Here is a 21368-nt window from a genome sequence, read left to right on the forward strand (position 1 = left end):
GCCGGCTTTGTAGCCGGCCTTTTTTATAACGATGCCTTTCGGCCATTATTTGGGAATTCGTTTACGGTGATTGTTTGGAGGGTGTCATTCCCTGCAGCGGATCGTGAAAGACGAAATAGGCGCCCCAGGCAGCGCCAGCCACGCTGCTCAGGTAAAAAAGAAGGCTGATGATGACGGCAACATGCGGATCGATATGAAAATAGGTGGCGCCTTCGGCAAACACGACTTCCCTTGTGCCCAGCCCTCCGCCCAGTGAAAGCGGCAGGACCGAAACGACCGAGGCAAAAAGAAAGATAAACACCCATTCCTTGCCATTTGCAGTGATGTGCAGGGCCGATAAAATCAGGTAGATGCCCCCCACCTGGATGGCCTGCACGACAAGACCCCAGAAAAACGTGGGCAGAAAGCCGGGAAGAAAATCGGTGAAAAATTTTGCAATCGTAAAATACAAAGCCGCAATGGCGAGCAGGCATCCGCCAACCAATACCAGGTCGTACGTTTTATTGTCAAACACAATTACGCCGTAAATACAAAGCAGAACACCCAGGCCAAGCAAGCCGCTGAACCGGTCGAGCAGTACGGCAGCACTGGTTTTTCGATAGGATGCACCAAACCGCTTGTTCAGCACAACCACTTTGTAAGCATCGCCACTGATAGATCCCGGTAGAAAAAGATTGTAGAACATGCCGAGCCAGTAAAGCTTGATGTTTTGCCACTGCGGCAGATGGAGGCTGATATTTTGAAAGTAGATGTTGAGCCGGTAAGCGGCCACCAGTTTTGAAAGAATGTAGGCCAAAACTGCCAACACGAAAAAGGCCCAATTGGCTGTTTGCAGGGCATCGAATGCTTTGCCGAAATCAATCTTCCGGGAGATATACCAAAAACAAAGAACAGTAATCACGATCTTGACAAGCAACTTCACCAGTTTCTTCGTCCTCGATTCTTTTTTTTCAGGGGTGATCTCTGTCGGCATTCATTAAATTTAGCGCTCACAAAAGCGGTGCAAGTAAAACGAAAAGGATGAATAAAAAAATAGGATGGCTCGTTTTCCTGTTGCTGATATGTTTCTCGGTTCAGGCGCAGGTAATGCTTCATCGAGGCATGACCATCACCCGGTCGGCAACAATCAAAAAGGGGGTGTATGCATTGAATGGTTTCGACAGTTTGACCAAGAGTGCCATCGTAATTATGGGAGACAATATCACCGTCGATTTCAATCATGCGGTGTTGCGGGGAAGCTCCACCAAAAAGAACCCGGATGAATTTTACGGCGTGGCGGTTCTGATCAAAGGCGGGAAAAACATTACGATCAAAAACCTGACAGCCAGGGGCTATAAAGTTGCCGTGCTGGCCCGTAATGTTGAAGGGCTGAAAATCGAAAACTGCGATTTCAGTTATAATTACCGGCAGCGCCTTAATAGCACGCAGGAGAAAGAAGACATTTCCGACTGGCTGAGCCATCACCACAACGAAAACGACGAATGGCTTCGCTACGGGGCTGCTATTTACTTAAAGGGGTGCAACGGCGCCGTGATTTCTGGCAACAAAGTTACCGGCGGTCAAAACGCCCTGCTGATGACGGCCTGCGTTGGCGCCATGATCTACAACAACGATTTTTCGTATAATTCAGGATTGGGCCTGGGCTTTTATCGCAGTAGCTACAACAAGGTACTGCATAACCGTCTAAACTTTAATGTGCGTGGCTATAGCCATGGGGTGTATAACAGGGGACAGGATAGTGCCGGCATCCTGGTTTATGAGCAAAGCAGCGGCAACCTGTTTTTTAAAAACTCCGTTACGCACAGCGGCGACGGCTTTTTCTTATGGGCGGGCCAGTCGACCATGGACACGGGACAGGGCGGCTGCAACGACAATCAACTTCTCTTCAACGACTTTTCCTATTCACCCACCAATGGTGTTGAAGTAACGTTTAGCCGCAACATCATTGCTCACAACCGGATTTACGAATGTGATCATGGGGTGTGGGGCGGATACAGTTTCCACTCGGCCATTGCCGATAACCAATTTCGCAACAACCGCGTTGCCATTGCCATCGAACATGGGCAGCACAACGAGATTACTGGCAATACTTTCCTGGAGAACAAAGAGGCCATTAAAATTTGGTCGCGGCCACAGCAGCCTTTGGATTGGGGCTATGCAAAATTCCGCGATACGCGAAGCGTGGACTACACGATCGGTACCAACAATTTCAGCCGCAACGGAACAGTCTTTGACCTGCAGCGGACCGATAGCCTGGCCATTTTTGACAACGTCTATTCCGAAAACGCGAAACAATACAACAAAGACAGTACGGTTACCAACCTAGACAGTGTGCCGCAACGGGTTTACGATACCGCAGCATTCGACTACAGCCTGCCAAATGGAATGGATGCTTTTAAAGGAAACGGCAAGCTGGCGGGACGCAAAAACATTCGCATGACAGAATGGGGACCTTATGATTATGGCTACCCGATTCTTTGGAATTCGAATCCAACCGATACGGCAGGCAAAATGGAATTTGACGTGTTTGGTCCCAGGGGTAAATGGAAGATCGTTTCGGTGAAAGGAGCGGTAGATTACCAGGCGGCAGGCGACAGCTTTCCCGGTAAACTCAGGATAACCAAAAAAGCAGGAGCGAAGCATGACATTGTTGTTACGGCCGAATACCGCGGGCCGGCATTTACCGATGTGTTTGGAAACCGGGTGGCAGCAAACCGGCCATACCGCTTCCAATTCAAAAAGTTTTTTCAGCCTATACCGTTTACGGTAAAATGGTTTGCCTTTGATAGTGCCAGTAACCCGGTCAAAAAGGAAACATTGAAAAACCTGGAAACACAACAACCCATCAAGGTAGAATCTGTGGACAGGCTTGACTACGCCTGGTGGAGTGGAATCAAAACGAAGGACAGTTCGTACCAGCAGTTTCTGACTATCGCCGAGGGTAAGGCCGAGATGGACAAAGGCCTCTACGAGCTGAGCGTTACCTGGGACGATGCCGTAAGGGTATATATTGATGGAAAGCTGGTGATCGATGAATGGGAGCCGTCGAAGTATACATTCGACGAGGCGCCAAACAGGAGGGTGGGCATTAACCTCGGCGGATGGCATCGCTTCAGGATTGAGCATGCCAACCTCCACGGTTTTGCGACCTTAAGCCTGAAACTGGCCAAGAAGAATTGATCGTGATTCTTTCCTTAGCGCAGTCAGGAGCGATCTGTTCTATTTAAAGTAAATCGCCTTCGCGAACCTGGAAAGCTCCAATCTTCTAAGAATCTTGGCCGACCTGGGCAATTGAGTTTACCCTAAGATTTGCCTTTTTTTACCCAAAGCCGGTCGCCGCCTGCCCATTTCCGGTTGCTTTAGGCCTTTCTTCACAAAAAAACTTTTGTCTTTCTTTGTGCATATGAAATGATCCCCTACTTTTGCACTCCCATTGTAAAAAATGGGAATCGATTATGTCACAACGAATCAGAATTAAACTTCAGTCTTACGACCACAACCTGGTAGACAAATCAGCAGAGAAAATTGTTAAGACTGTTCGTAGCACCGGCGCCGTAGTTACAGGTCCAATTCCTCTGCCTACCCGCAAGAAGATCTTTACCGTGTTGCGTTCACCCCACGTGAACAAAAAGAGCCGCGAACAGTTCCAGTTGGCCACTCACAAGCGCCTGCTGGATATCTACACTTCTTCTTCAAGAACCGTAGATGCCCTGTCGAAGCTGGATTTGCCCTCTGGTGTTGAGGTTGAAATCAAAGCGTAAAAGAAGTCCTTACCAAAGGCAAGCAGTTCTTATAAAACCATTTCTCATCTCTCAACCGAATCCCGTTTTCCGGGAAGCGAAAAAAGAGCTCTGAAACAAAATGCGGGTAAAACCGCACATTACATATAAACAAGCCCTTCGAGGTTTGTTTGTCGCCGGTACTTCTGAAGCCGCCACGAGCGGACCGCGTAAAGCGAGATAAAAGAAAAGGTCGGATGATGAACCAGGATTGAAGACCCAACTATACCAATGGGTCTGTCTTGCACAACCTTGCGGGGATTAAACCGCAAAACAAATGAAAGGTATCATTGGTAAAAAAATTGGGATGACCAGCGTCTTCGATCCGAGCGGCAAACAAACCGCTTGTACGATTATCGAAGCTGGTCCTTGCGTCGTTACGCAAGTCAAGACACAGGACACAGACGGCTACAGCGCTATCCAGGTAGCCTTCGGCGACAAGAAAGACAAACACGCCACTGCAGCAGAAAAAGGACACTTCTCCAAGGCCAGCACTCCGGCTAAGAAATTTGTAAAGGAATTTCGCAACTCTTCTCTCGACAAAAATATTGGTGACACCATCACAGTAGACATCTTCGCCGAAGGCGAAAAAGTCGAGGTTGTCGGTACCACAAAAGGTAAAGGCTTCCAGGGTGTTGTTAAGCGCCACGGATTTAGTGGTGTGGGTGAAGCTTCTCACGGTCAGCACGACCGTCAAAGAGCTCCGGGTTCGATCGGTGGTTCGTCTTACCCTTCCCGTGTATTCAAAGGCATGCGCATGGCCGGCCGTATGGGTACCGACCGTGTAAAGGTGAAAGGCCTGAAGATCGTTAAGATTTTCCCTGAGAAAAATTTCATTTTGGTAAGTGGTTCAGTTCCGGGCCATAATGGTTCAATCGTTTTAATCCAGAAATAGGGACACGCCGCTGGCGTGTCCGTACGGATAAGCCAGTGATAAAATAAAAATTATCATGCAAGTAAAAGTATTCAACATACAAGGACAAGAAACAGGTAGAACTGTTGAGCTTCCTGAAGAAATCTTTGGTATCGAGCCAAACGACCACGCCATTTACCTTGCTGTAAAGCAATACCTGGCAGCCCAGCGCCAGGGTACACACAAAGTAAAAACCCGTGCCGAAGTGCAAGGTGCCAGCCGCAAACTGCACAAGCAAAAAGGTACCGGTGGCTCTCGTAAGGGCAACATTCGTAACCCGCTGTACAAAGGTGGTGGTACTATCTTCGGTCCCAAGCCGCACAAGTACGAAGTCAAGCTGAACCGCAAGGTGAAAGACCTGGCGAAAATGTCAGCCCTTGCGCACAAGGCAAAGGAAAATGCGATCGTCATCGTTGAAGATGTAACCCTGGATGCACCGAAGACAAAAACCTTTGCCGGTATCCTGAACAGCCTGAAGGTAGGCGAGAAGAAGAGCATTTTTGTTCTTCCGGAATACAACGAAAACGTATACGTATCGAGCCGCAACATTCCGTCAGTATTGACCACGTTGCTGAGCGATGTAAATACCTACGATATCGTGAATTCCGAAGTGCTGGTATTGACCGAAGGCGCTGCCAAGATCTTTGCCGGTAACGAGGAAGAAGCTGCAGCTTAAGCCAACTATGAAAATTTGAAAATGGCCGGTTCGTTCCTTTTCAAATTTTCAAATTTCTAAATTTTCAAATTTTTTTCAGATGAGACCTTCTGAAGTATTAATAAAACCCATCCTAACCGAAAAGGCAAACGGCCAGCAGGAAAGCCTGCGCCGCTATGCTTTCAAGGTAGCCCGTAAAGCCAACAAGCTGGAAATCAAGAAAGCTGTTGAAGCCGTTTACGGTGTAACAATCGTTGATGTCAACACAATTGTGGTTCCTGGTAAAAACAAAACCCGCTACACTAAAAAAGGTTTTGTACAAGGACAAAAATCGGCTTACAAGAAAGCGCTGGTAACAGTTGCCGAAGGCGAAACAATTGATCTTTACTCGAACATCTAAGAAGTAGAAAGACAAAAGACCAACTTTTGACTTTTGAATTTTGACTTAAAAAGAATGGCCCGCAAGGCCGCAAAAATTGCAAACATGGCACTAAGAAAATACAAACCCATTACAGCCGGTACTCGTTGGAGAATTGGCAATGCATATGCTGAGATCACAACAGACACGCCGGAAAAATCTTTGCTCGAGTCAAAGAAAGGTTCCGGTGGTCGTAACTCCTCTGGTCGCAGAGCGATGCGTTACATCGGTGGCGGTAACAAGAATGCGTATCGTATCATCGATTTCAAGCGGGATAAAAAAGAAATCCCTGCAAAGGTGGCAACCATCGAGTACGATCCGAACCGTACGGCGTTCATCGCCCTGCTGAATTATGCAGACGGTGAAAAGCGTTACATCCTTTGCCCGCAAGGTCTGCAGGTGGGAATGACGGTTGTCAGCGGCGAAGCCGTGGCGCCTGAACTGGGTAATACGCTCCAGTTGAAAAATATGCCGTTGGGTACTGTGGTTCACAACATCGAAATGCAGCCTGGCCAGGGTGGTAAAATTGCCCGCTCTGCCGGTTCTTCTGCGCAGTTGTCGAACAAAGAAGAGAAGTATGCTGTATTGAAAATGCCGAGTGGCGAATTGCGCAAAGTATTGATTAATTGTCATGCAACAGTCGGCGTTGTTTCCAACTCGGATCACCAGCTCCAGTCAATGGGTAAAGCCGGTCGCAACCGTTGGAAAGGGATCAAGCCAAGAAACCGTGGTGTTGCCATGAACCCTGTGGATCACCCGATGGGTGGTGGTGAAGGTAAAGCCTCCGGTGGCCAGCCTCGCAGCAGAAACGGCCAATACTCTCGTGGGTTGAAAACACGCACCAAGGGTAAAGGAAGCGACAAGCTGATCATCCAGCGTAAGAATGGTTCCAAACTGGCGAAATAATCAATCTTTTAACATCAGTAATTCGAAATAACACATGGCTCGTTCAATTAAAAAAGGTCCTTACGTAGCAGCTCATTTAGAAGATAAAGTTGTTGCGATCAATGACGGTAAAACAAAAAGAGGTGTGATTAAAACCTGGAGCCGTCGTTCGACAATCACTCCTGATTTTGTTGGTCACACGTTCGCTGTACACAACGGGAACAAATTCATTCCTGTGTATGTAACAGAGTTCATGGTTGGTCACAAGCTCGGCGAGTTTGCACCTACCCGTAACTTCAAAGGACACTCAAGTAAAAAAGGATAAAACAGTTTTGAGTTTAACGTTTAGAGTTTTGAGTGAAGTACACGAAACTCAAAACTCAAGACCCAAAACACCAAACAAGATATAAAATGGAAGCAGTAGCAAAACTGAGAAATTACCCGACATCGCCCCGTAAAATGCGCCTCCTGGCCGATTTGATCCGTGGCATGCAAGTAGAAAAGGCCCTGGCGGTTCTGGAGCACAATCCAAAACACCCGGCGGTGCCTATGCGTAAACTGGTGCTGAGTGCCATCAGCAACTGGAAGCAGAAAAACGAAGGTGGTGACGAGGGTTCTCTGTATGTAAAAACCATCTTCGTTGATGGTGCCAGAACGCTGAAGCGCATGCGTCCCGCTCCGCAAGGTCGTGGTTACCGCGTTCGCAAAAGAAGCAATCACGTCACTGTCATTGTAGACGCAAAACCTTAATTCAAAATCGTACATAAAATATAATCATGGGTCAAAAAGCAAATCCGATTGGTAACAGGTTAGGTATCATCCGCGGATGGGAATCTAACTGGTATGGCAACAAGAAAGACTTTGCCAACAAACTGATTGAGGATAACAAAATCAGAACGTATCTGAATGCCCGTATCAATAAAGGTGGTATCTCCAAGATCGTGATTGAGCGTACGCTTGGAAAACTGATCATCACCATCCATACGTCAAAGCCTGGTATCATCATCGGAAAAGGTGGTGGCGAGGTTGATCGTGTGAAAGAAGAATTGAAGAAGCTGACCGGTAAGGAAGATGTTCAGATCAACATTCTCGAGATCCGTCGTCCTGAACTGGATGCAATGATCGTTGGCGATACCATTGCCCGCCAGATCGAAAACCGCATCAACTTTAAGCGTGCCACGAAGATGGCGATTGCTTCTGCTCTCCGCATGGGTGCCGAAGGAATTAAAGTGCAGCTGAGCGGACGCCTGGGCGGTGCGGAGATTGCCCGTAGCGAAAAGTTCATGCAAGGTCGTGTTCCCCTGCATACATTCCGGATGGACATTGATTATGCAAACGTTTTTGCGCAAACTGTATACGGAAAGATCGGTATCAAAGTATGGATCTGCCGTGGTGAGGTATTGGCAAAGCGTGACCTGAACCCCAATATCATCGGCGGAAAAGAAGGCGGTGAAATGGGCGGAAGAAGAGATAACCGTGGTGATTTCGGTCGTCGCGATGACAGAGGTGAGCGCCGTGGTGGCGGTGGCGATCGCAGAGGCGGTGGCCGTCAGGGCGGACAAGGTGGTGGACGCCGATAAGAGCCGCAAGCTGCCAGCCATAAGCTGGAAACGAGGAACAGTACAAAAATTGTAAAGACAGGTTTTAGTTGAAGGTTTTACCACGAACTACAAACCACAAACGATAAACAAGTTATGTTACAGCCGAAAAGAACAAAGCACAGAAAGATGCAGAAAGGTCGCATGAAAGGCGACGCGAAAAGAGGCACAACCATCTCTTTCGGTTCTTATGCATTGAAAGCTTTGGAAGACCATTGGATTACTGACCGCCAGATCGAAGCTGCCCGTCAGGCCCTGACCCGTCACATGAAGCGTGAAGGGAACGTGTGGATCCGTATTTTCCCAGACAAGCCGATCACCAACAAACCTGCAGAGGTGCGTATGGGTAAAGGTAAGGGTAACCTGGAGTACTGGGCTGCCGTGGTAAAACCCGGTCGCATCATCTTCGAAATTGATGGTGTATCGGAAGAAGTGGCACAGGGCGCCCTGAAACTGGCAGCCGGTAAACTGCCTATTGCAACAAAATTCATCAAGCGTCACGACCTGGCTGAAGCTTAATTAATGTGATAATGTGAAAATATGAAAATGTGAAAATGGCTTGAACCATCTCTTCATTTTCAAATTTTCAAATTTTCGAATTTTCAAATTACAATACAATGTCAAAGACAGTTGATTTCAAAAAAAGCATTCAGGCGCTGAGCGTGGAAGACTTAACTGCCCGTATTCAGGAAGATGAGCTGCGTTTAAAGAAGCTTGAATTTGCACACGCTATTTCTCCGTTGGAAAACCCAATGAACATCCGCAACCTGCGCAGAGAAGTGGCCCGTTTGAAAACTGAATTAAAAAAGAAACAACAAGGTTAATAACAGCTACAAGCTGTTAGCTACGAGCCGCAAGCTTGTAGCTTGAAGCTAGAAGCTAAAAGCTTAAATATATGGCTGAAGCAACAACAACAAGAAATTTACGGAAAGAAAGAATTGGTGTGGTTACCAGCAACAAGATGAACAAAACCATCACTGTTGCCGTAGAGCGTAAGGTAAAGCACCCAATCTATGGTAAATTCATTAAAAAGACGACCCGGTTTCATGCGCACGACGAAAAGAACGAAGCGAGCATCGGTGACGTTGTCCGCATTCATGAAACCCGTCCGCTGAGCAAAACTAAGCGTTGGAGACTGGTAGAGATTGTCGAGAAAGTGAAGTAAGAAAAGCTGCAGGCTATTAGCGACAAGCCACAAGCTTTGAGCTACATAAAGCAGGCAGTTAGTATAATAATAATGATTTTAAAACAGTAGGAGGCAGGCTTGCAGCTTGCAGCCTGAAGCTAAAAGCTAAATAAAATGATCCAGCAAGAATCTCGTTTGGCCGTAGCGGATAACAGTGGTGCGAAAGAAGTACTGTGTATCCGTGTATTGGGAAACAGTGGTCAGCGCTACGCCGGCGTAGGCGATAAAATTGTGGTGACGGTAAAGGATGCCATCCCTGCCGGTGGTATTAAGAAAGGTACCGTTGCAAAAGCGGTAATCGTTCGCACAAAGAACAAATTGCGTCGCAAAGACGGATCTTATATCCGTTTCGATGATAACGCGGTTGTGATCCTGAACGCCGCCGACGAGCCAAGAGGTACCCGTATTTTCGGCCCTGTTGCCCGTGAGCTCCGCGATAAAGGCTACATGAAGATTATTTCTCTGGCACCGGAAGTGCTGTAAACGTGAGACGAGAAACGTTAAACGTGAAACCGGAGGAACTCTCAAATTGTCGTTAACTCCGGTCTTCCGTTTCACCTTTCCCGCTTCACTTAATTAATTTTGCAAACTCCTCCTCCCGTTGGAATGGGAGGGAAAAAGGAACCATAAAAAATGAAGACAAGATTTAAACCCAAGTACAACATCCGCAAAGGCGACCAGGTGGTTGTGATTGCCGGAGATGACAAGGACCTGAAAAAGCCTCGCGAGGTGAAAGAGGTGCTGGTGGAAGATGGTAAAGTGATTGTAGACGGTGTGAATATCATCACCAAGCACACAAAACCTTCTGCGCAAAATACCAAAGGCGGTATCGTGAAGAAAGAAGCTCCCATCGCTATCTCCAACGTGATGCTGTGGGACGGCAAGCAAGCCACCAAGGTAAAGCGTGAAGTAAAAGACGATAAAAAAGTTCGTATATCTAAAAAATCTGGAGGGATCATCTAATGGCTACGAAAACTAAAGTAACTCCAAGATTAAAGGAAAAATATGCCAACGAAGTGGCACCGGCATTGCAGAAGCGGTTTAACTACAAATCCTTCATGCAGGTTCCCCGTTTGGAAAAGATCTCTATCAACCGTGGTGTGAACGGTGCGGTGAATGACAAGAAGTTGGTAGACATTGCTCTTGAAGAATTGTCAACCATCAGCGGTCAGAAAGCGGTTGCGACAATGTCAAAAAAAGACATTTCGAACTTTAAGCTGCGTAAGAACATGCCGATTGGTGCAAAAGTTACGCTGCGCGGTGAAAAGATGTATGAATTCCTGGATCGTTTGATCTCCGTTGCGCTTCCCCGTGTACGCGATTTCAAAGGGGTAAACGAGAAGTCATTCGATGGTCGCGGTAACTACACCATGGGTGTAACCGAGCAGATCATCTTCCCGGAGATCGATATCGACAAAGTGAGTCGTATCACCGGTATGGACATCACGTTTGTTACCAGTGCTCAAAATGACGAAGAAGCATACGAGCTGTTGAAAGAACTGGGTATGCCTTTCAAAAATGTCAAAAAATAATGAGCAAATGTGAAAATGAGAAAATGTGCAAATGAAACAGCCATTTTCAAGTTTTTCAAATTTTCAAATTTTCAAATTAAAATAAACTATGGCTAAAGAATCAGTAAAGGCCAGACAACGTAAAAGAGAGAGAATGGTCGCACAGTTTGCTGAAAAAAGAGAAGCACTGAAAGCTGCCGGCGATTGGAAAGCATTGGATGCCTTGCCAAAAAACTCTTCGAAAGTGCGTTTGAAAAACCGTTGCCAGATGACCGGCCGTCCCCGTGGTTACAGCCGTTATTTCGGTATCTCCCGTGTGGCACTGCGCGACATGGCGTTGAACGGTACCATTCCAGGCTTGAAGAAAGCAAGCTGGTAAGAAAAAGGTTTGCGTTTAGTGTTTTAAGCTTTGGGTTAGTCAAAGTTTGAAACATGCACTAAACACAAGACACAAAACTTTAAACAACTTAAAACATCCAATTGCTCCGGGTGAACCGGGGTGTAGGAGGACAATAAACATGGTAACAGATCCTATTGCAGATTTTTTGACAAGAATTCGTAATGCGCAAATGGCCGGTCACCGCATCGTGGAAATCCCTGCGTCGAACCTGAAAAAGCGTATGACTGAAATTTTGTACAACCAGGGTTATATTCTGAAATACAAATTCGAAGACGATAACAAGCAAGGCGTGATCAAGATTGCCTTGAAATACGATGCCGCCACCAAGCAACCCGCCATCCAATCGCTGGAACGAGTAAGCCGCCCGGGTCTGCGTACCTATGCGAAGCCTGCCGAGTTCCGTCGTGTGAAAAACGGCCTGGGTATTGCGATCGTTTCTACGTCGAAGGGCGTTTTGACCGACAAGGAAGCAAAAGCACAAAACGTAGGTGGCGAGGTTCTTTGCTACATCTACTAAGCGTTGCCAGCTAAAGTTGCAGATACATTAAGCCGAGACTATACTAGGCTGACCGGTCGGCAACGTAAAACATAAAACTTCATACTTAAAACTTTTTAGAACATGTCTCGTATAGGTAAAGCCCCAATTACAGTTCCCAGCGGTGTTACGGTTACCGTCGGAAAAGACAACGTGGTTTCTGTAAAAGGTCCGAAAGGCCAGTTGCAGGAAACAATTGACCGTGATATTACCGTGGAAGTGAAAGATGGTACCATCAATATCACTCGACCCACCGACCAAATCCGTCACCGTGCCCTGCATGGTTTGTCAAGAGCCCTTGTTGCCAACATGGTAAAAGGCGTGACAGAAGGCTACACAAAAAAGCTTGAACTGATTGGTGTGGGTTTCAAAGCTGCCAATACCGGAAATGTACTGGACCTGGCTTTGGGTTACTCGCACAACATCATCTTCGAAGTTCCAAACGAACTGAAAGTGGCTACCGAACAGTTGAAAGGTCAAAACCCAACTATCACACTGGAAAGCACTGACCGCCAGCTGCTCGGTGCAGTTGCCGCGAAGATCCGCAGCCTGCGCAAGCCTGAGCCGTACAAAGGAAAAGGTGTGCGTTATGTTGGCGAAATCGTACGCAAGAAAGCCGGTAAAGCTGCTGGTAAATAAATTTGAAATTTCTTATTTGAGATTTGCGATTGGAGTTTTCCAATTTCAAATCTCAAACTTCAAACATCAAATCATTCACGGCAGAATCGTGAATTAAATACAGAAAAATGAGAACAAGCGCAAAAACAACAAGAAGGCAGAACATCCGCTACCGCATCCGTAGAAAGATTGCCGGTACTGCACAAAAGCCCCGTCTGTCTGTTTTCCGTAGCAATAAGGACATCTACGTTCAGTTGATCGATGACGATGCAGCCGTAACTATCGCTGCCGCCTCTTCGAGGGACAAGGACATTGCTGCCCAGGCAGGAAATAAAAGCGAAAAGGGCAAACTGGTAGGCCAGGCCATTGCCCGCAAAGCAAAAGACCTCGGTATCGAGAACGTGGTATTTGATCGCAGCGGTTACCTGTATCATGGCCGTGTAAAGTCTGTCGCTGACGGCGCAAGAGAAGGTGGACTGGTATTCTAATTTTTAACTACGTAATTACGAAATAATAAAATGGCAAAAGCAATTTTAAACAGAGTAAAAGCAGGCGACCTTGAACTGAAAGAAAAGGTAGTTGCTATCAATCGTGTAGTCAAAACTACCAAAGGCGGTCGTACGTTCTCTTTCTCTGCACTGGTGGTAGTGGGCAACGAAAACGGTGTTGTTGGCCACGGCCTCGGTAAAGCCAAAGAAGTACAGGAAGCAATTACCAAAGGAATTGAAGATGCAAAGAAAAATCTCATCAAGGTTCCGGTAATGCACGGTACAATCCCCCACGACCAGTTGGCTAAAGTTGGCGCTGCGAAAGTCCTGATTAAGCCTGCCGCTCACGGTACGGGTGTGATCGCCGGAGGTTCAATGCGTGCTGTGCTGGAGAGCGCCGGTGTAACCGACGTACTGGCAAAGTCACTGGGATCTGCCAACCCGCACAACGTGGTAAAGGCAACCTTTGAAGCCTTGGCTCTTTTGCGTGAACCGATCTCTGTTTCCAAAACAAGAAGGGTTGCGTTGAAGAAAGTATTTAACGGATAAGAAAAGTTTAGAGTTTAGAGTTTTAAGTTTTGAGTTGGTCAAAACCTCAACCTTAAACACTAAACCCAAAACCTTAAACTACTTACAATGAAAAAGATAAGAATAACTTTAGTCAAAAGCCCAATCGACAGACCCGAGCGTCAGAAACTGACCTTGCAGGCCCTGGGTTTAAATAAGTTGAACGCTTCGAAAGAAGTGGAAGCCACTCCGCAGATCCTTGGCATGGTGCGCAAAGTTGAGCACATGATCAGCGTAGAAGACGTCGCATAAATTATTTGAATGATAAGTGTTGAATGTTGAATTAATGAGTAGTTCCATTCAACATTTATCATTCAGCATTTAACATCATTCTTAAAGCGAGGGGAGAAGAACCCCGTAAGTAAAAATCAATCAAAGATGAAACTACACAATTTGCGTCCTGCTAAAGGCGCCGTTCACAAAGAGAAAAGATTAGGTCGTGGTGAAGCTTCCGGACATGGTGGCACATCAACAAAAGGTAACAAGGGTGGCCAGAGCCGTGCAGGTTACAAGCGCAAGCGTGCCCATGAAGGTGGCCAGATGCCGATCCAACGTCGTGTTCCGAAGCGTGGCTTCAAAAACCCCGATCGTATCGAATACAAAGTGTTCAACCTTGGACAAATTGAGCAACTGCAGGAAAAATATGGTTTGCAGGAATTTTCTCTTGAAAACCTGTACACCAACGGCCTCATTAACCAGACTGACAGGGTAAAAGTGCTCGGAAACGGAGAATTGAAATCAAAGCTCACCTTCAAAGTGAACGCAATCAGCGAAAAAGCCAAGCAAGCGATCGAAGCCGTTGGCGGTAGCGTTGAAATCGTGAAGTAAATTGTCTTATATTGCAAGGCACCGTAAATGTCTTGCATTTAAATGCTATTGAAAAAAAAGTCAAAGGTAAAAAAACAGAGTTCAAAAGGGTTTTCGCAAGCCACCCAACCTCATTTTTACTTTTGACTTTTGAATTTTGACTTCAAATAATTCTCTTCTGTGAAAAATTTAATTAAGACCTTAAAAAACATCTGGAGCATAGAGGAACTGCGCAGCAAAATCCTTTACACCCTGCTCCTGTTGTTTATCTATCGTGTCGGTACGCATATCGTGTTGCCCGGTGTGAATCCGGAAGGACTGACCCGTGTGGCCGAACAAACAAAGAGCAACGGTATCCTGGGCCTGATCAACACGTTTGCAGGTGGTGCCTTTTCACAGGCATCCATTTTTGCATTGGGTATCATGCCTTACATCTCCGCGTCGATCTTTGTTCAGTTAATGACCGTTCTGGTTCCACAATTCCAGAAGATGCAGAAAGAAGGTGAGAGCGGCCGTAAGAAAATCAACCAATGGACCCGTTACCTGACCGTTGCGGTGACCATGGTTCAGGCTTCTGCTTATGTAGCCTACCTGCGCCAGATCACCGGTCAGGCCGGAGGTATCCTGCCTTCGTATATCGATTATTTCTGGTTGTCGACCGTTGTTATCCTGACGGCCGGTACGATGTTCGTTATGTGGTTGGGTGAAAAGATCACGGACAAGGGATTGGGCAACGGTACGTCGCTGATCATCATGATCGGTATCCTGGCCCGCCTACCGCAGTCGTTCATGCAGGAACTGGGAAGCAAGTCAACCCGTTCCGGTTTGATCCTGCTTTTCATCGTTGAAATCGCTATCCTCATTGCCATCATCATGGGATGTATCATGCTGGTGCAAGGTGTTCGCAAAATACCGGTTAACTATGCCAAGCAGATTGTTGGTAACCGCCAGTTTGGTGGTGCCCGCCAGTTCCTGCCCATTAAGGTAAACAGTGCCGGTGTTATGCCGATCATCTTCGCGCAGGCTGTTTTGTTCCTGCCCACGTTGTTCAACCTGACTGGCACAGCAACCGGTACCGGTATTGCCAGCATGTTCCAGGATCACTCGAATGTTGGGTATATGATCGTTTACGCGGTGGTTGTAATTGGATTTACTTTCCTTTACACAGCCCTGATCTTTAACCCCAAACAAATCGCCGACAACCTGAAGCAGAACAATGGTTTCATCCCGGGTGTAAAGCCAGGTCAGCCAACAGCCGACTATATCGGTGGCATTATGGATAAGATCACGCTGCCCGGCGCCATCCTGTTGGCACTGGTTGGTATTCTTCCCGGTATTGCACAACGCCTTGGTGTTCAGCCGAGCTTCTCCACATTTTTTGGAGGTACTTCGCTGTTGATCATGGTGGGTGTCATCCTCGACACGCTTCAGCAAATTGAAACACAATTGCTGATGCGTCAGTACGATGGTTTGATGAAGAGCGGCCGTATCCAGGGCAGAACTGTAACCCAGGCTTCTTACTAAGAAGACACGTATAAACTTTTTACAAATCAAAACCTGGTGAGACATCTTACCGGGTTTTTTTGTCAATGCCATCAGCTTTCTGTCATCGGCTACCTATAAAATTTCATTTTCCGGTAGTTTTAAACCGAAAGACAGCGGCTGGTAACTGAAAGCGCAAGATTATGATTCATTATAAGAACGAAGAACAAATTGAACTGATGCGGCACAGTGCTTTGCAAGTGAGCAAAACATTGACCGAAACTGCCAAAATTCTAAAGCCCGGGTTAAAGACGATCGATATCGATGGCTTCATCGGCACTGTGATCAAGGACCTCGGTGGCAAGCCGTCGTTTTTGCATTACCACGGCTATCCCTTCAATTCCTGCATTTCCGTAAACGATGTCGTGGTGCATGGTTTTCCGGGGAAATACGAGTTGAAAGAAGGGGATATTGTTTCTATTGACGTTGGTGTATTTAAAAACGGCTATCATGGCGATCATGCTTACACATTTATGATTGGCCGTCCATCGGATGAGGTGATCAAGCTGGTAAAAATTACCAAGGAGTCGTTGTACAAAGGCATTGAAAAAGCCGTGGCCGGCAATCGGATCGGTGATATTTCCTTTGCCATCCAGGAACATACCGAAAAAAAGAATGGCTATGGTGTGGTGAGAGAATTAGTTGGCCATGGTCTTGGCAAAAGCATGCACGAAGATCCGCAGGTTCCGAACTATGGCAAACGTGGTTCAGGTCCGGTCATGAAAGAAGGGCTGGTGATTGCCATCGAGCCCATGATCAACCTGGGCAAAAAAGAGGTGTATACTGAAGACGACGGTTGGACCGTCCGCACAAAAGATGGCAAGCCTTCCGTACACTTTGAACACGATGTTTGCGTTAAGAAGGGAAAAGCCGATGTTCTTTCCAATTATACCGAAATTGAGAAGGCTGAGAAAGAAAACGGCAATCTTTTTGCTGACTACTGAGCCGCAGAAAAAGACAATGCTTATGAAAAATTGTTTGCTGTTCCTGGCAGCAATCTTCTTTTTGACCGAGAGCCGTGCGCAGTCCGATACAGCAGTAGTGTCGCCTGTGCCATTAACGGTTTTCCAGGTGCAGGCGGTCGACAAAGTGGTTTTGCTGAAATGGTCTATCCAGGAAACAGAGGATTTTAAGAGTTTCGACATCGAGCGGTCGGAGGACGGAATCAATTTCACCAAGGTGGGGAGCAAACTTGCTATCAGCAAAGGCAGCAATGCCGACTATGATTTTGTCGATGCCACACCAAAACAAAACGTTTCTCTGCGGTACCGGTTGAAATTGATTTCAAAAGACGGGATCAGTGTGTATTCCGATTTGAAGGAAGCCAGGGTCAGCGAAATGCAGATCGTGGTTCGCTTAAAGCAAAACCCTGTGCGGAACAACATCGAGGTAGAACTGACTGCAGCATCAGCCAGGCAGGCTTCGCTAACCGTGGTATCGCAGAATGGCCTGCAGGTCGCAACACAAACATTTCGTTTATCAACCGGTATCAACCAGCTTTCGCTTTCTGCCCAATCCCTGCTGCAGGGGCTTTACCAGCTGGTGGTTGAAGCCGGATCAGAAAGAAAAACACTTTCCTTCATTAAAGAATAAATGCGCAAACAACTGGTTGTGATTGGCGGTGGTGCCGGTGGCTTGTTCTGCGCCGTCAATGCGGCGAGAATGAATCCTGGCCTGCAGGTAACCATCGTAGAAAAAACATCCAAATTACTTTCCAAGGTCAGGGTTTCTGGCGGTGGCCGGTGCAATGTCACCCACGCTCTTTTTGACATTGCGGAGATGAGCAAACGCTACCCCCGCGGACAAAATTTCGTCAAGAAAACCTTTCATCAATTCTTTACAACCGATACCATCAACTGGTTCGAGCAACGCGGCGTTAAGATGAAAGCCGAAAAGGACGGCCGCATGTTTCCTGTTACCGATTCTTCGCAAACCATTATTGATTGCCTGCTGCAGGAAGCCAACCTGTATGGTGTTGATATTCGCATGAATGCAGACGTAAGAGAGTTAACAGTCGGCAGCCGGCAGTTTTCCGTAAAGTTTCAAAGCGGTGAACAAATTCAGGCCGATTTTGTGTGCCTGGCAACTGGAGGTTATCCCAAGGCATCCATGTTCGACTGGCTGCAAAATCTTGGGCACAGTTTTGCCGCCCCCGTTCCCTCGCTGTTTACCTTCAATTTGCCCAAGCATCCCATTACGGCGTTGATGGGCGTAAGCGTGGAAACGGCGAGAGTAAAAATCGAAGGCAGCAAGCTGGTGGAAGAAGGACCTGTTCTTATCACCCATTGGGGCCTGAGTGGTCCGGCTGTTTTGCGTTTGAGCGCATGGGGTGCAAGAGAACTGGAACAAAAACAGTACACCTTCAAACTGCACCTGAACTGGCTTCCCGATGCCAATGAACAAAGCCTGAAAGAATCATTCAGCGAAATCCGCAAACTGCATGCGGCTAAAAAAATCAGCAATCACAACTTTGGTTTGCCCAACAGGCTATGGCATTTTCTGCTGGAACAATCGGGGGTGAAAGAAGATCTGCGTTTTGCCGACCTGCCTGCAAAAACCGAAAATGCACTCATCCGGAACCTGGTTGATTTTGTCGTAGACGTTAAAGGCAAAACCACCTTCAAGGAAGAATTCGTAACGGCCGGGGGTATTAACGTATCCGAAGTGGATCCCAACACCCTGATGAGCCGCAAAGTGCCGAATCTTTTTTTTGCAGGCGAAGTGCTGGATGTCGATGGCATCACCGGTGGCTTCAATTTTCAGCATGCCTGGACCAGCGGGTGGATTGCTGCTAAAAGCATCAGTGCACTAGCAGAAGGGTGAAAGATTTCTCTCTTGTAAGAAAGCCCTGGATCCCTGAGGAAATTATCTCCCTGCCAATTTACCATGGCCGGGGTTTGCACCATTTTGATTAATGCTCCATTTTCGTTCGGTTAGAGATCAGCTCTTCTAATCACGGGAGGCTGTCGCCGGGAAAGCTCATGATGGGAAGAATCTCGTACGTGAAAATTTCTTCGCGGATGGCCGGATCATCCTTCATGCGTTCGTGAACAGTTGCTTCATCTGCATTGAAAATACCGATGCCGACGATATCGCTTTCTTTCGTCACAGGGGCGACGATGGAGAGCAATCCTTCTGCCCGCAGGCGGAAGTTGCTTCGTCCGTGTTCCCAAATAATTGATTGCAAATCCTCCCGGTTAAGATTCGGTCCGGGCTTCAACAGGAGCAAGGAATATCCTTTCGTTTTCGCTAGCATCTGCTGCATGAATTCGTCTGTGATCGGTTGCATGGTGGTTTGTTTATGTTGTTCGCTTGAAGATAATTTCCTTTTTTGCAGGGAAGAAAAACGGCAAGACAACACTTCCGTTTCTCTTCCCGGCGCATTTTGGGTGGCAATGGTATTAAAAATTATCATATCGCATAACTGGCTGATCCGCAGCGTTGCTGTTGAGTTTGCACAGAAAAAACGTTTGTTGAGAAAACTGTGTTGTTGTAATTTTAGATGCGGATTGTTCTTGAGGAAACTGGCTGTGTGCTTCGCCTAACATCGTAATCGCTTCATCGTATGTTTGGAAAGCAAGATATCACCAACCTGCCTTTTTTATCAGAGATTGCTACCCCTCTATCCTCCACTGATTCCATCTTTGATAATTCTTCAATTTCCTGCTTGCTGACGCTATCGTTGTGGCAATATGATGCCTGCTTTTTGTTGTTGCCTGCGTAGGGTGCAGGCAATCTTTCCCGGCAGTCCGTTGTTTTTATTTCTTACATCTTAAATCAATTGTTATGGCACCAAGAATGATTGACACACCCCAGCAGCCAACTGTAGAAACGCCTCCTGTCTCTAACGACGCTGTCGTAAAACAACGACCAGCTGAAGCAACCGCCGCCGGTGCAACTGAAGTGGAAGAAGTGGAGGGAGGATTTGTATTGCTCAACCCCAACGATGTAGACAAAGAAGTTTCCAGCTTGCCTACTGAAGCATTTGAAGAAGATGCAATGATAACACTCGAAGAGGCCGGCTACGAAGGCATTGTAACTGAAGAAGAGCCGCTCGATGCCCTGTTTGCGAGTTACAGCGAATTGCTGCCAAAGGCAAGAGAGCTCGCAGAAGTGATCATTGGTCCCGACAACCGCGTACGGATCCTGAACACAACAATTTATCCCTGGCGGGCCGTTTGTGCGCTGAAGATCACAGCACAGGATAACTCCCGCTGGATCGGGACCGGTTGGTTGATCTCTCCCCGTACGGTCATCACTGCCGGCCACTGCGTATTCATGCACGATCACGGCGGATGGGCAAAAAGTATTGAAGTCATCCCGGGTCTCAACGATGCGGCACGGCCCTATAAATCCGGTGCGACCAACAACCTACGGAGCGTATTGGGATGGACCCAGAGCAAGAACAGGAACTATGATTACGGTGCTATCATTTTACCGCAATCCTACCGGCCGGGTGCCACAACTGGTGTATTCGGGTTTGGCGTAAAGGACGATGCATACCTACGGAATTCTATTCTAAACCTTTCCGGCTATCCCGGCGATAAAGGCGGCAACCAGCAGTGGTTTATGGCCCTGCGAACAAAGTCTGTTTCTGCACGGGTAATCACCTATGACATCGATACGTTTGGCGGCCAAAGCGGTGCGCCTGTTTGGATCAAAGTTGGCAATACCCGTACGGCTGTGGGCATTCACACGAATGGTGCCGCTACAGGGAATTCTGCCACCCGCATCGTACAGCCGGTATTCAACAATTTACAGGCATGGAAAAACCAGGGCTTGTAAGCCCTTTGCCGGGAGCAGGGACCTTTCAAATGGCCCTGCTCTTTTTTATTTTTTTGATTTTGCAGGCCTGTACTTCAAACAACAACCACATGGAAACGAGAACAACCGTCAAGGGTATCCTGCATGATGCATCCGGCAGGCCGGTAAGTAATGCCATCGTGATGATTGCGCAAGGCAGTCATTCGCATCACGACATTGCGTCGGTTACCAATGACAGCGGCGAGTTTTACCTGTCCGACATCGTGGTGCCCGGCGATTATGTTTTGCTGATCAAAACTGACAGTGGTTCCAAACAACAACCGGTTTCGCTTTCCGGTAATGAGCAGATTCAATTACAGTATTGAGACAGCTTTTGGTGTTGCACTAGCCCCTTGCCGGCACCAAGCCGTGTTCGCAAAAGAGGATATGATTGCAAGCGAATTTTGTTTGCCATTGCTGAACGGTAACTGTCATTCCGCTCGTCGATACCTTTTCCTTCCCTCATGCGTCAGGAACCTATTTTATCTCGCAAAGATGGGTTGGCATTTTTGCGCTTCGCGAATCACAGTTTCAAAACCAGGGTGTTCATTTTCTTGCACATCCGGAGTGATAAACTGCTGAAATCATCTATCTTCAGAGTGAATGCAAGGGCGTATTGAACGCTGTCCCGGAAAGATTGTCGGAATGCTCCTATGCAAAAAA

30 protein-coding genes are annotated in these 21368 nt (G+C 47.2%); 28 read left to right on the forward strand and 2 right to left on the reverse strand.

Annotated elements, in window-relative coordinates; translation table 11 throughout:
• Positions 1-61: 61 nt before the first annotated feature.
• Positions 62-973 (reverse strand): lysylphosphatidylglycerol synthase transmembrane domain-containing protein, encoded by a 912-nt coding sequence (locus tag D6024_RS19265; protein WP_121356379.1) that lies wholly within the window; start codon positions 971-973, stop codon positions 62-64.
• 47 nt (positions 974-1020) lie between these two features.
• On the opposite strand from D6024_RS19265, the gene D6024_RS19270 reads away from it, so the two are divergent.
• The 26 genes from D6024_RS19270 (at position 1021) to D6024_RS19395 (ending at position 18725) form a co-directional block, all read left to right on the forward strand.
• Positions 1021-3180 carry a right-handed parallel beta-helix repeat-containing protein gene (locus tag D6024_RS19270; RefSeq protein WP_121356380.1) on the forward strand — a complete coding sequence of 720 codons (2160 nt, stop codon included), beginning with the start codon at positions 1021-1023 and terminating at the stop codon, positions 3178-3180.
• 275 nt (positions 3181-3455) lie between these two features.
• Positions 3456-3761 carry a 30S ribosomal protein S10 gene (gene rpsJ / locus D6024_RS19275; RefSeq protein ID WP_028787065.1) on the forward strand — a complete coding sequence of 102 codons (306 nt, stop codon included), beginning with the start codon at positions 3456-3458 and terminating at the stop codon, positions 3759-3761.
• 295 nt (positions 3762-4056) lie between these two features.
• A complete protein-coding gene (gene rplC / locus D6024_RS19280; protein WP_121356381.1) occupies positions 4057-4674 on the forward strand; it encodes a 50S ribosomal protein L3 in 618 nt (205 codons plus the stop codon).
• A gap of 55 nt (positions 4675-4729) precedes the next feature.
• The gene (gene rplD / locus D6024_RS19285; protein ID WP_121356382.1) at positions 4730-5368 is read left to right on the forward strand and encodes a 50S ribosomal protein L4; all 639 of its coding nucleotides are present in this window, start codon (positions 4730-4732) and stop codon (positions 5366-5368) included.
• 79 nt (positions 5369-5447) lie between these two features.
• Positions 5448-5747: a 50S ribosomal protein L23 gene (gene rplW, locus D6024_RS19290; protein WP_121356383.1), complete on the forward strand. Its 300-nt coding sequence runs from the start codon at positions 5448-5450 to the stop codon at positions 5745-5747.
• 84 nt (positions 5748-5831) lie between these two features.
• Positions 5832-6671, forward strand: a complete 840-nt coding sequence (gene rplB, locus D6024_RS19295; RefSeq protein ID WP_121356446.1) for a 50S ribosomal protein L2 — start codon at positions 5832-5834, stop codon at positions 6669-6671.
• Positions 6672-6705: 34 nt separating this feature from the next.
• Positions 6706-6975 (forward strand): 30S ribosomal protein S19, encoded by a 270-nt coding sequence (gene rpsS / locus D6024_RS19300; RefSeq protein ID WP_121356384.1) that lies wholly within the window; start codon positions 6706-6708, stop codon positions 6973-6975.
• An 86-nt stretch (positions 6976-7061) separates the two neighbouring features.
• The gene (rplV, locus tag D6024_RS19305; protein ID WP_121356385.1) at positions 7062-7400 is read left to right on the forward strand and encodes a 50S ribosomal protein L22; all 339 of its coding nucleotides are present in this window, start codon (positions 7062-7064) and stop codon (positions 7398-7400) included.
• A 26-nt stretch (positions 7401-7426) separates the two neighbouring features.
• On the forward strand, positions 7427-8230 hold the full coding sequence (gene rpsC / locus D6024_RS19310) for a 30S ribosomal protein S3 (RefSeq protein ID WP_121356386.1): 804 nt from the start codon (positions 7427-7429) through the stop codon (positions 8228-8230).
• 114 nt (positions 8231-8344) lie between these two features.
• Complete coding sequence (gene rplP, locus D6024_RS19315; RefSeq protein WP_121356387.1) at positions 8345-8767, forward strand: 50S ribosomal protein L16; 423 nt, start codon at positions 8345-8347, stop codon at positions 8765-8767.
• A 98-nt stretch (positions 8768-8865) separates the two neighbouring features.
• Complete coding sequence (gene rpmC / locus D6024_RS19320) at positions 8866-9072, forward strand: 50S ribosomal protein L29 (RefSeq protein ID WP_121356388.1); 207 nt, start codon at positions 8866-8868, stop codon at positions 9070-9072.
• Positions 9073-9143: 71 nt separating this feature from the next.
• Positions 9144-9413: a 30S ribosomal protein S17 gene (gene rpsQ, locus D6024_RS19325; protein ID WP_121356389.1), complete on the forward strand. Its 270-nt coding sequence runs from the start codon at positions 9144-9146 to the stop codon at positions 9411-9413.
• 135 nt (positions 9414-9548) lie between these two features.
• Positions 9549-9917: a 50S ribosomal protein L14 gene (rplN, locus tag D6024_RS19330; RefSeq protein ID WP_121356390.1), complete on the forward strand. Its 369-nt coding sequence runs from the start codon at positions 9549-9551 to the stop codon at positions 9915-9917.
• A 150-nt stretch (positions 9918-10067) separates the two neighbouring features.
• A complete protein-coding gene (rplX, locus tag D6024_RS19335; protein WP_121356391.1) occupies positions 10068-10397 on the forward strand; it encodes a 50S ribosomal protein L24 in 330 nt (109 codons plus the stop codon).
• Positions 10397-10966 carry a 50S ribosomal protein L5 gene (gene rplE, locus D6024_RS19340; RefSeq protein ID WP_121356392.1) on the forward strand — a complete coding sequence of 190 codons (570 nt, stop codon included), beginning with the start codon at positions 10397-10399 and terminating at the stop codon, positions 10964-10966. Before rplX ends, rplE begins: the two co-directional genes overlap by 1 nt.
• Before the next feature lie 88 nt (positions 10967-11054).
• Positions 11055-11324 carry a 30S ribosomal protein S14 gene (rpsN, locus tag D6024_RS19345; RefSeq protein WP_121356393.1) on the forward strand — a complete coding sequence of 90 codons (270 nt, stop codon included), beginning with the start codon at positions 11055-11057 and terminating at the stop codon, positions 11322-11324.
• A gap of 139 nt (positions 11325-11463) precedes the next feature.
• On the forward strand, positions 11464-11862 hold the full coding sequence (gene rpsH / locus D6024_RS19350; protein ID WP_121356394.1) for a 30S ribosomal protein S8: 399 nt from the start codon (positions 11464-11466) through the stop codon (positions 11860-11862).
• A 102-nt stretch (positions 11863-11964) separates the two neighbouring features.
• Complete coding sequence (rplF, locus tag D6024_RS19355) at positions 11965-12519, forward strand: 50S ribosomal protein L6 (RefSeq protein ID WP_121356395.1); 555 nt, start codon at positions 11965-11967, stop codon at positions 12517-12519.
• Between the two features lie 107 nt (positions 12520-12626).
• Positions 12627-12986 (forward strand): 50S ribosomal protein L18, encoded by a 360-nt coding sequence (gene rplR, locus D6024_RS19360; protein WP_121356396.1) that lies wholly within the window; start codon positions 12627-12629, stop codon positions 12984-12986.
• A gap of 30 nt (positions 12987-13016) precedes the next feature.
• Positions 13017-13535 carry a 30S ribosomal protein S5 gene (gene rpsE / locus D6024_RS19365; protein ID WP_121356397.1) on the forward strand — a complete coding sequence of 173 codons (519 nt, stop codon included), beginning with the start codon at positions 13017-13019 and terminating at the stop codon, positions 13533-13535.
• Between the two features lie 87 nt (positions 13536-13622).
• The gene (gene rpmD / locus D6024_RS19370; RefSeq protein WP_121356398.1) at positions 13623-13805 is read left to right on the forward strand and encodes a 50S ribosomal protein L30; all 183 of its coding nucleotides are present in this window, start codon (positions 13623-13625) and stop codon (positions 13803-13805) included.
• A 126-nt stretch (positions 13806-13931) separates the two neighbouring features.
• A complete protein-coding gene (gene rplO, locus D6024_RS19375) occupies positions 13932-14381 on the forward strand; it encodes a 50S ribosomal protein L15 (protein WP_121356399.1) in 450 nt (149 codons plus the stop codon).
• Between the two features lie 159 nt (positions 14382-14540).
• A complete protein-coding gene (gene secY, locus D6024_RS19380; RefSeq protein WP_121356400.1) occupies positions 14541-15884 on the forward strand; it encodes a preprotein translocase subunit SecY in 1344 nt (447 codons plus the stop codon).
• 161 nt (positions 15885-16045) lie between these two features.
• Positions 16046-16846 carry a type I methionyl aminopeptidase gene (gene map, locus D6024_RS19385; protein ID WP_121356401.1) on the forward strand — a complete coding sequence of 267 codons (801 nt, stop codon included), beginning with the start codon at positions 16046-16048 and terminating at the stop codon, positions 16844-16846.
• 22 nt (positions 16847-16868) lie between these two features.
• On the forward strand, positions 16869-17495 hold the full coding sequence (locus tag D6024_RS19390; RefSeq protein ID WP_162944886.1) for a T9SS type A sorting domain-containing protein: 627 nt from the start codon (positions 16869-16871) through the stop codon (positions 17493-17495).
• Positions 17496-18725 (forward strand): BaiN/RdsA family NAD(P)/FAD-dependent oxidoreductase, encoded by a 1230-nt coding sequence (locus D6024_RS19395; protein WP_121356403.1) that lies wholly within the window; start codon positions 17496-17498, stop codon positions 18723-18725.
• A gap of 130 nt (positions 18726-18855) precedes the next feature.
• Here D6024_RS19395 and D6024_RS19400 read toward each other — a convergent pair whose 3' ends face one another.
• Positions 18856-19191, reverse strand: coding sequence for a YciI family protein (locus D6024_RS19400; protein ID WP_121356447.1), 336 nt, complete (start codon positions 19189-19191; stop codon positions 18856-18858).
• A gap of 497 nt (positions 19192-19688) precedes the next feature.
• Between D6024_RS19400 and D6024_RS19405 the strand changes: the two genes are divergently transcribed.
• Together D6024_RS19405 and D6024_RS19410 are read left to right on the forward strand one after the other, a co-directional pair.
• Positions 19689-20687 carry a trypsin-like serine peptidase gene (locus D6024_RS19405; RefSeq protein ID WP_205573325.1) on the forward strand — a complete coding sequence of 333 codons (999 nt, stop codon included), beginning with the start codon at positions 19689-19691 and terminating at the stop codon, positions 20685-20687.
• Positions 20688-20776: 89 nt separating this feature from the next.
• Positions 20777-21031, forward strand: a complete 255-nt coding sequence (locus tag D6024_RS19410) for a carboxypeptidase-like regulatory domain-containing protein (protein WP_162944887.1) — start codon at positions 20777-20779, stop codon at positions 21029-21031.
• The last annotated feature ends 337 nt before the right edge of the window (positions 21032-21368 follow it).

The organism is Flavisolibacter nicotianae (assembly GCF_003628535.1).
GTDB classification, from domain to species: Bacteria; Bacteroidota; Bacteroidia; order Chitinophagales; family Chitinophagaceae; genus Flavisolibacter; species Flavisolibacter nicotianae.

Coding starts and splice junctions, on each gene's coding strand:
- rplO (WP_121356399.1), top strand. CDS start 13,932: ATGAAACTACACAATTTGCGTCCTGCTAAAGGCGCCGTTCACAAAGAG.
- D6024_RS19265 (WP_121356379.1), bottom strand. CDS start 973: ATGCCGACAGAGATCACCCCTGAAAAAAAAGAATCGAGGACGAAGAAA.
- D6024_RS19405 (WP_205573325.1), top strand. CDS start 19,689: ATGGCACCAAGAATGATTGACACACCCCAGCAGCCAACTGTAGAAACG.
- rplE (WP_121356392.1), top strand. CDS start 10,397: ATGGCTACGAAAACTAAAGTAACTCCAAGATTAAAGGAAAAATATGCC.
- D6024_RS19400 (WP_121356447.1), bottom strand. CDS start 19,191: ATGCAACCGATCACAGACGAATTCATGCAGCAGATGCTAGCGAAAACG.
- D6024_RS19390 (WP_162944886.1), top strand. CDS start 16,869: ATGAAAAATTGTTTGCTGTTCCTGGCAGCAATCTTCTTTTTGACCGAG.
- rplR (WP_121356396.1), top strand. CDS start 12,627: ATGAGAACAAGCGCAAAAACAACAAGAAGGCAGAACATCCGCTACCGC.
- D6024_RS19395 (WP_121356403.1), top strand. CDS start 17,496: ATGCGCAAACAACTGGTTGTGATTGGCGGTGGTGCCGGTGGCTTGTTC.
- rplN (WP_121356390.1), top strand. CDS start 9,549: ATGATCCAGCAAGAATCTCGTTTGGCCGTAGCGGATAACAGTGGTGCG.
- D6024_RS19410 (WP_162944887.1), top strand. CDS start 20,777: ATGGAAACGAGAACAACCGTCAAGGGTATCCTGCATGATGCATCCGGC.
- rpsC (WP_121356386.1), top strand. CDS start 7,427: ATGGGTCAAAAAGCAAATCCGATTGGTAACAGGTTAGGTATCATCCGC.
- rplX (WP_121356391.1), top strand. CDS start 10,068: ATGAAGACAAGATTTAAACCCAAGTACAACATCCGCAAAGGCGACCAG.
- rpsN (WP_121356393.1), top strand. CDS start 11,055: ATGGCTAAAGAATCAGTAAAGGCCAGACAACGTAAAAGAGAGAGAATG.
- rpsQ (WP_121356389.1), top strand. CDS start 9,144: ATGGCTGAAGCAACAACAACAAGAAATTTACGGAAAGAAAGAATTGGT.
- rplW (WP_121356383.1), top strand. CDS start 5,448: ATGAGACCTTCTGAAGTATTAATAAAACCCATCCTAACCGAAAAGGCA.
- rplB (WP_121356446.1), top strand. CDS start 5,832: ATGGCACTAAGAAAATACAAACCCATTACAGCCGGTACTCGTTGGAGA.
- rplD (WP_121356382.1), top strand. CDS start 4,730: ATGCAAGTAAAAGTATTCAACATACAAGGACAAGAAACAGGTAGAACT.
- rplP (WP_121356387.1), top strand. CDS start 8,345: ATGTTACAGCCGAAAAGAACAAAGCACAGAAAGATGCAGAAAGGTCGC.
- rpmC (WP_121356388.1), top strand. CDS start 8,866: ATGTCAAAGACAGTTGATTTCAAAAAAAGCATTCAGGCGCTGAGCGTG.
- map (WP_121356401.1), top strand. CDS start 16,046: ATGATTCATTATAAGAACGAAGAACAAATTGAACTGATGCGGCACAGT.
- rplC (WP_121356381.1), top strand. CDS start 4,057: ATGAAAGGTATCATTGGTAAAAAAATTGGGATGACCAGCGTCTTCGAT.
- rpsS (WP_121356384.1), top strand. CDS start 6,706: ATGGCTCGTTCAATTAAAAAAGGTCCTTACGTAGCAGCTCATTTAGAA.
- D6024_RS19270 (WP_121356380.1), top strand. CDS start 1,021: ATGAATAAAAAAATAGGATGGCTCGTTTTCCTGTTGCTGATATGTTTC.
- rpsH (WP_121356394.1), top strand. CDS start 11,464: ATGGTAACAGATCCTATTGCAGATTTTTTGACAAGAATTCGTAATGCG.
- rpsJ (WP_028787065.1), top strand. CDS start 3,456: ATGTCACAACGAATCAGAATTAAACTTCAGTCTTACGACCACAACCTG.
- rplF (WP_121356395.1), top strand. CDS start 11,965: ATGTCTCGTATAGGTAAAGCCCCAATTACAGTTCCCAGCGGTGTTACG.
- rpmD (WP_121356398.1), top strand. CDS start 13,623: ATGAAAAAGATAAGAATAACTTTAGTCAAAAGCCCAATCGACAGACCC.
- rplV (WP_121356385.1), top strand. CDS start 7,062: ATGGAAGCAGTAGCAAAACTGAGAAATTACCCGACATCGCCCCGTAAA.
- rpsE (WP_121356397.1), top strand. CDS start 13,017: ATGGCAAAAGCAATTTTAAACAGAGTAAAAGCAGGCGACCTTGAACTG.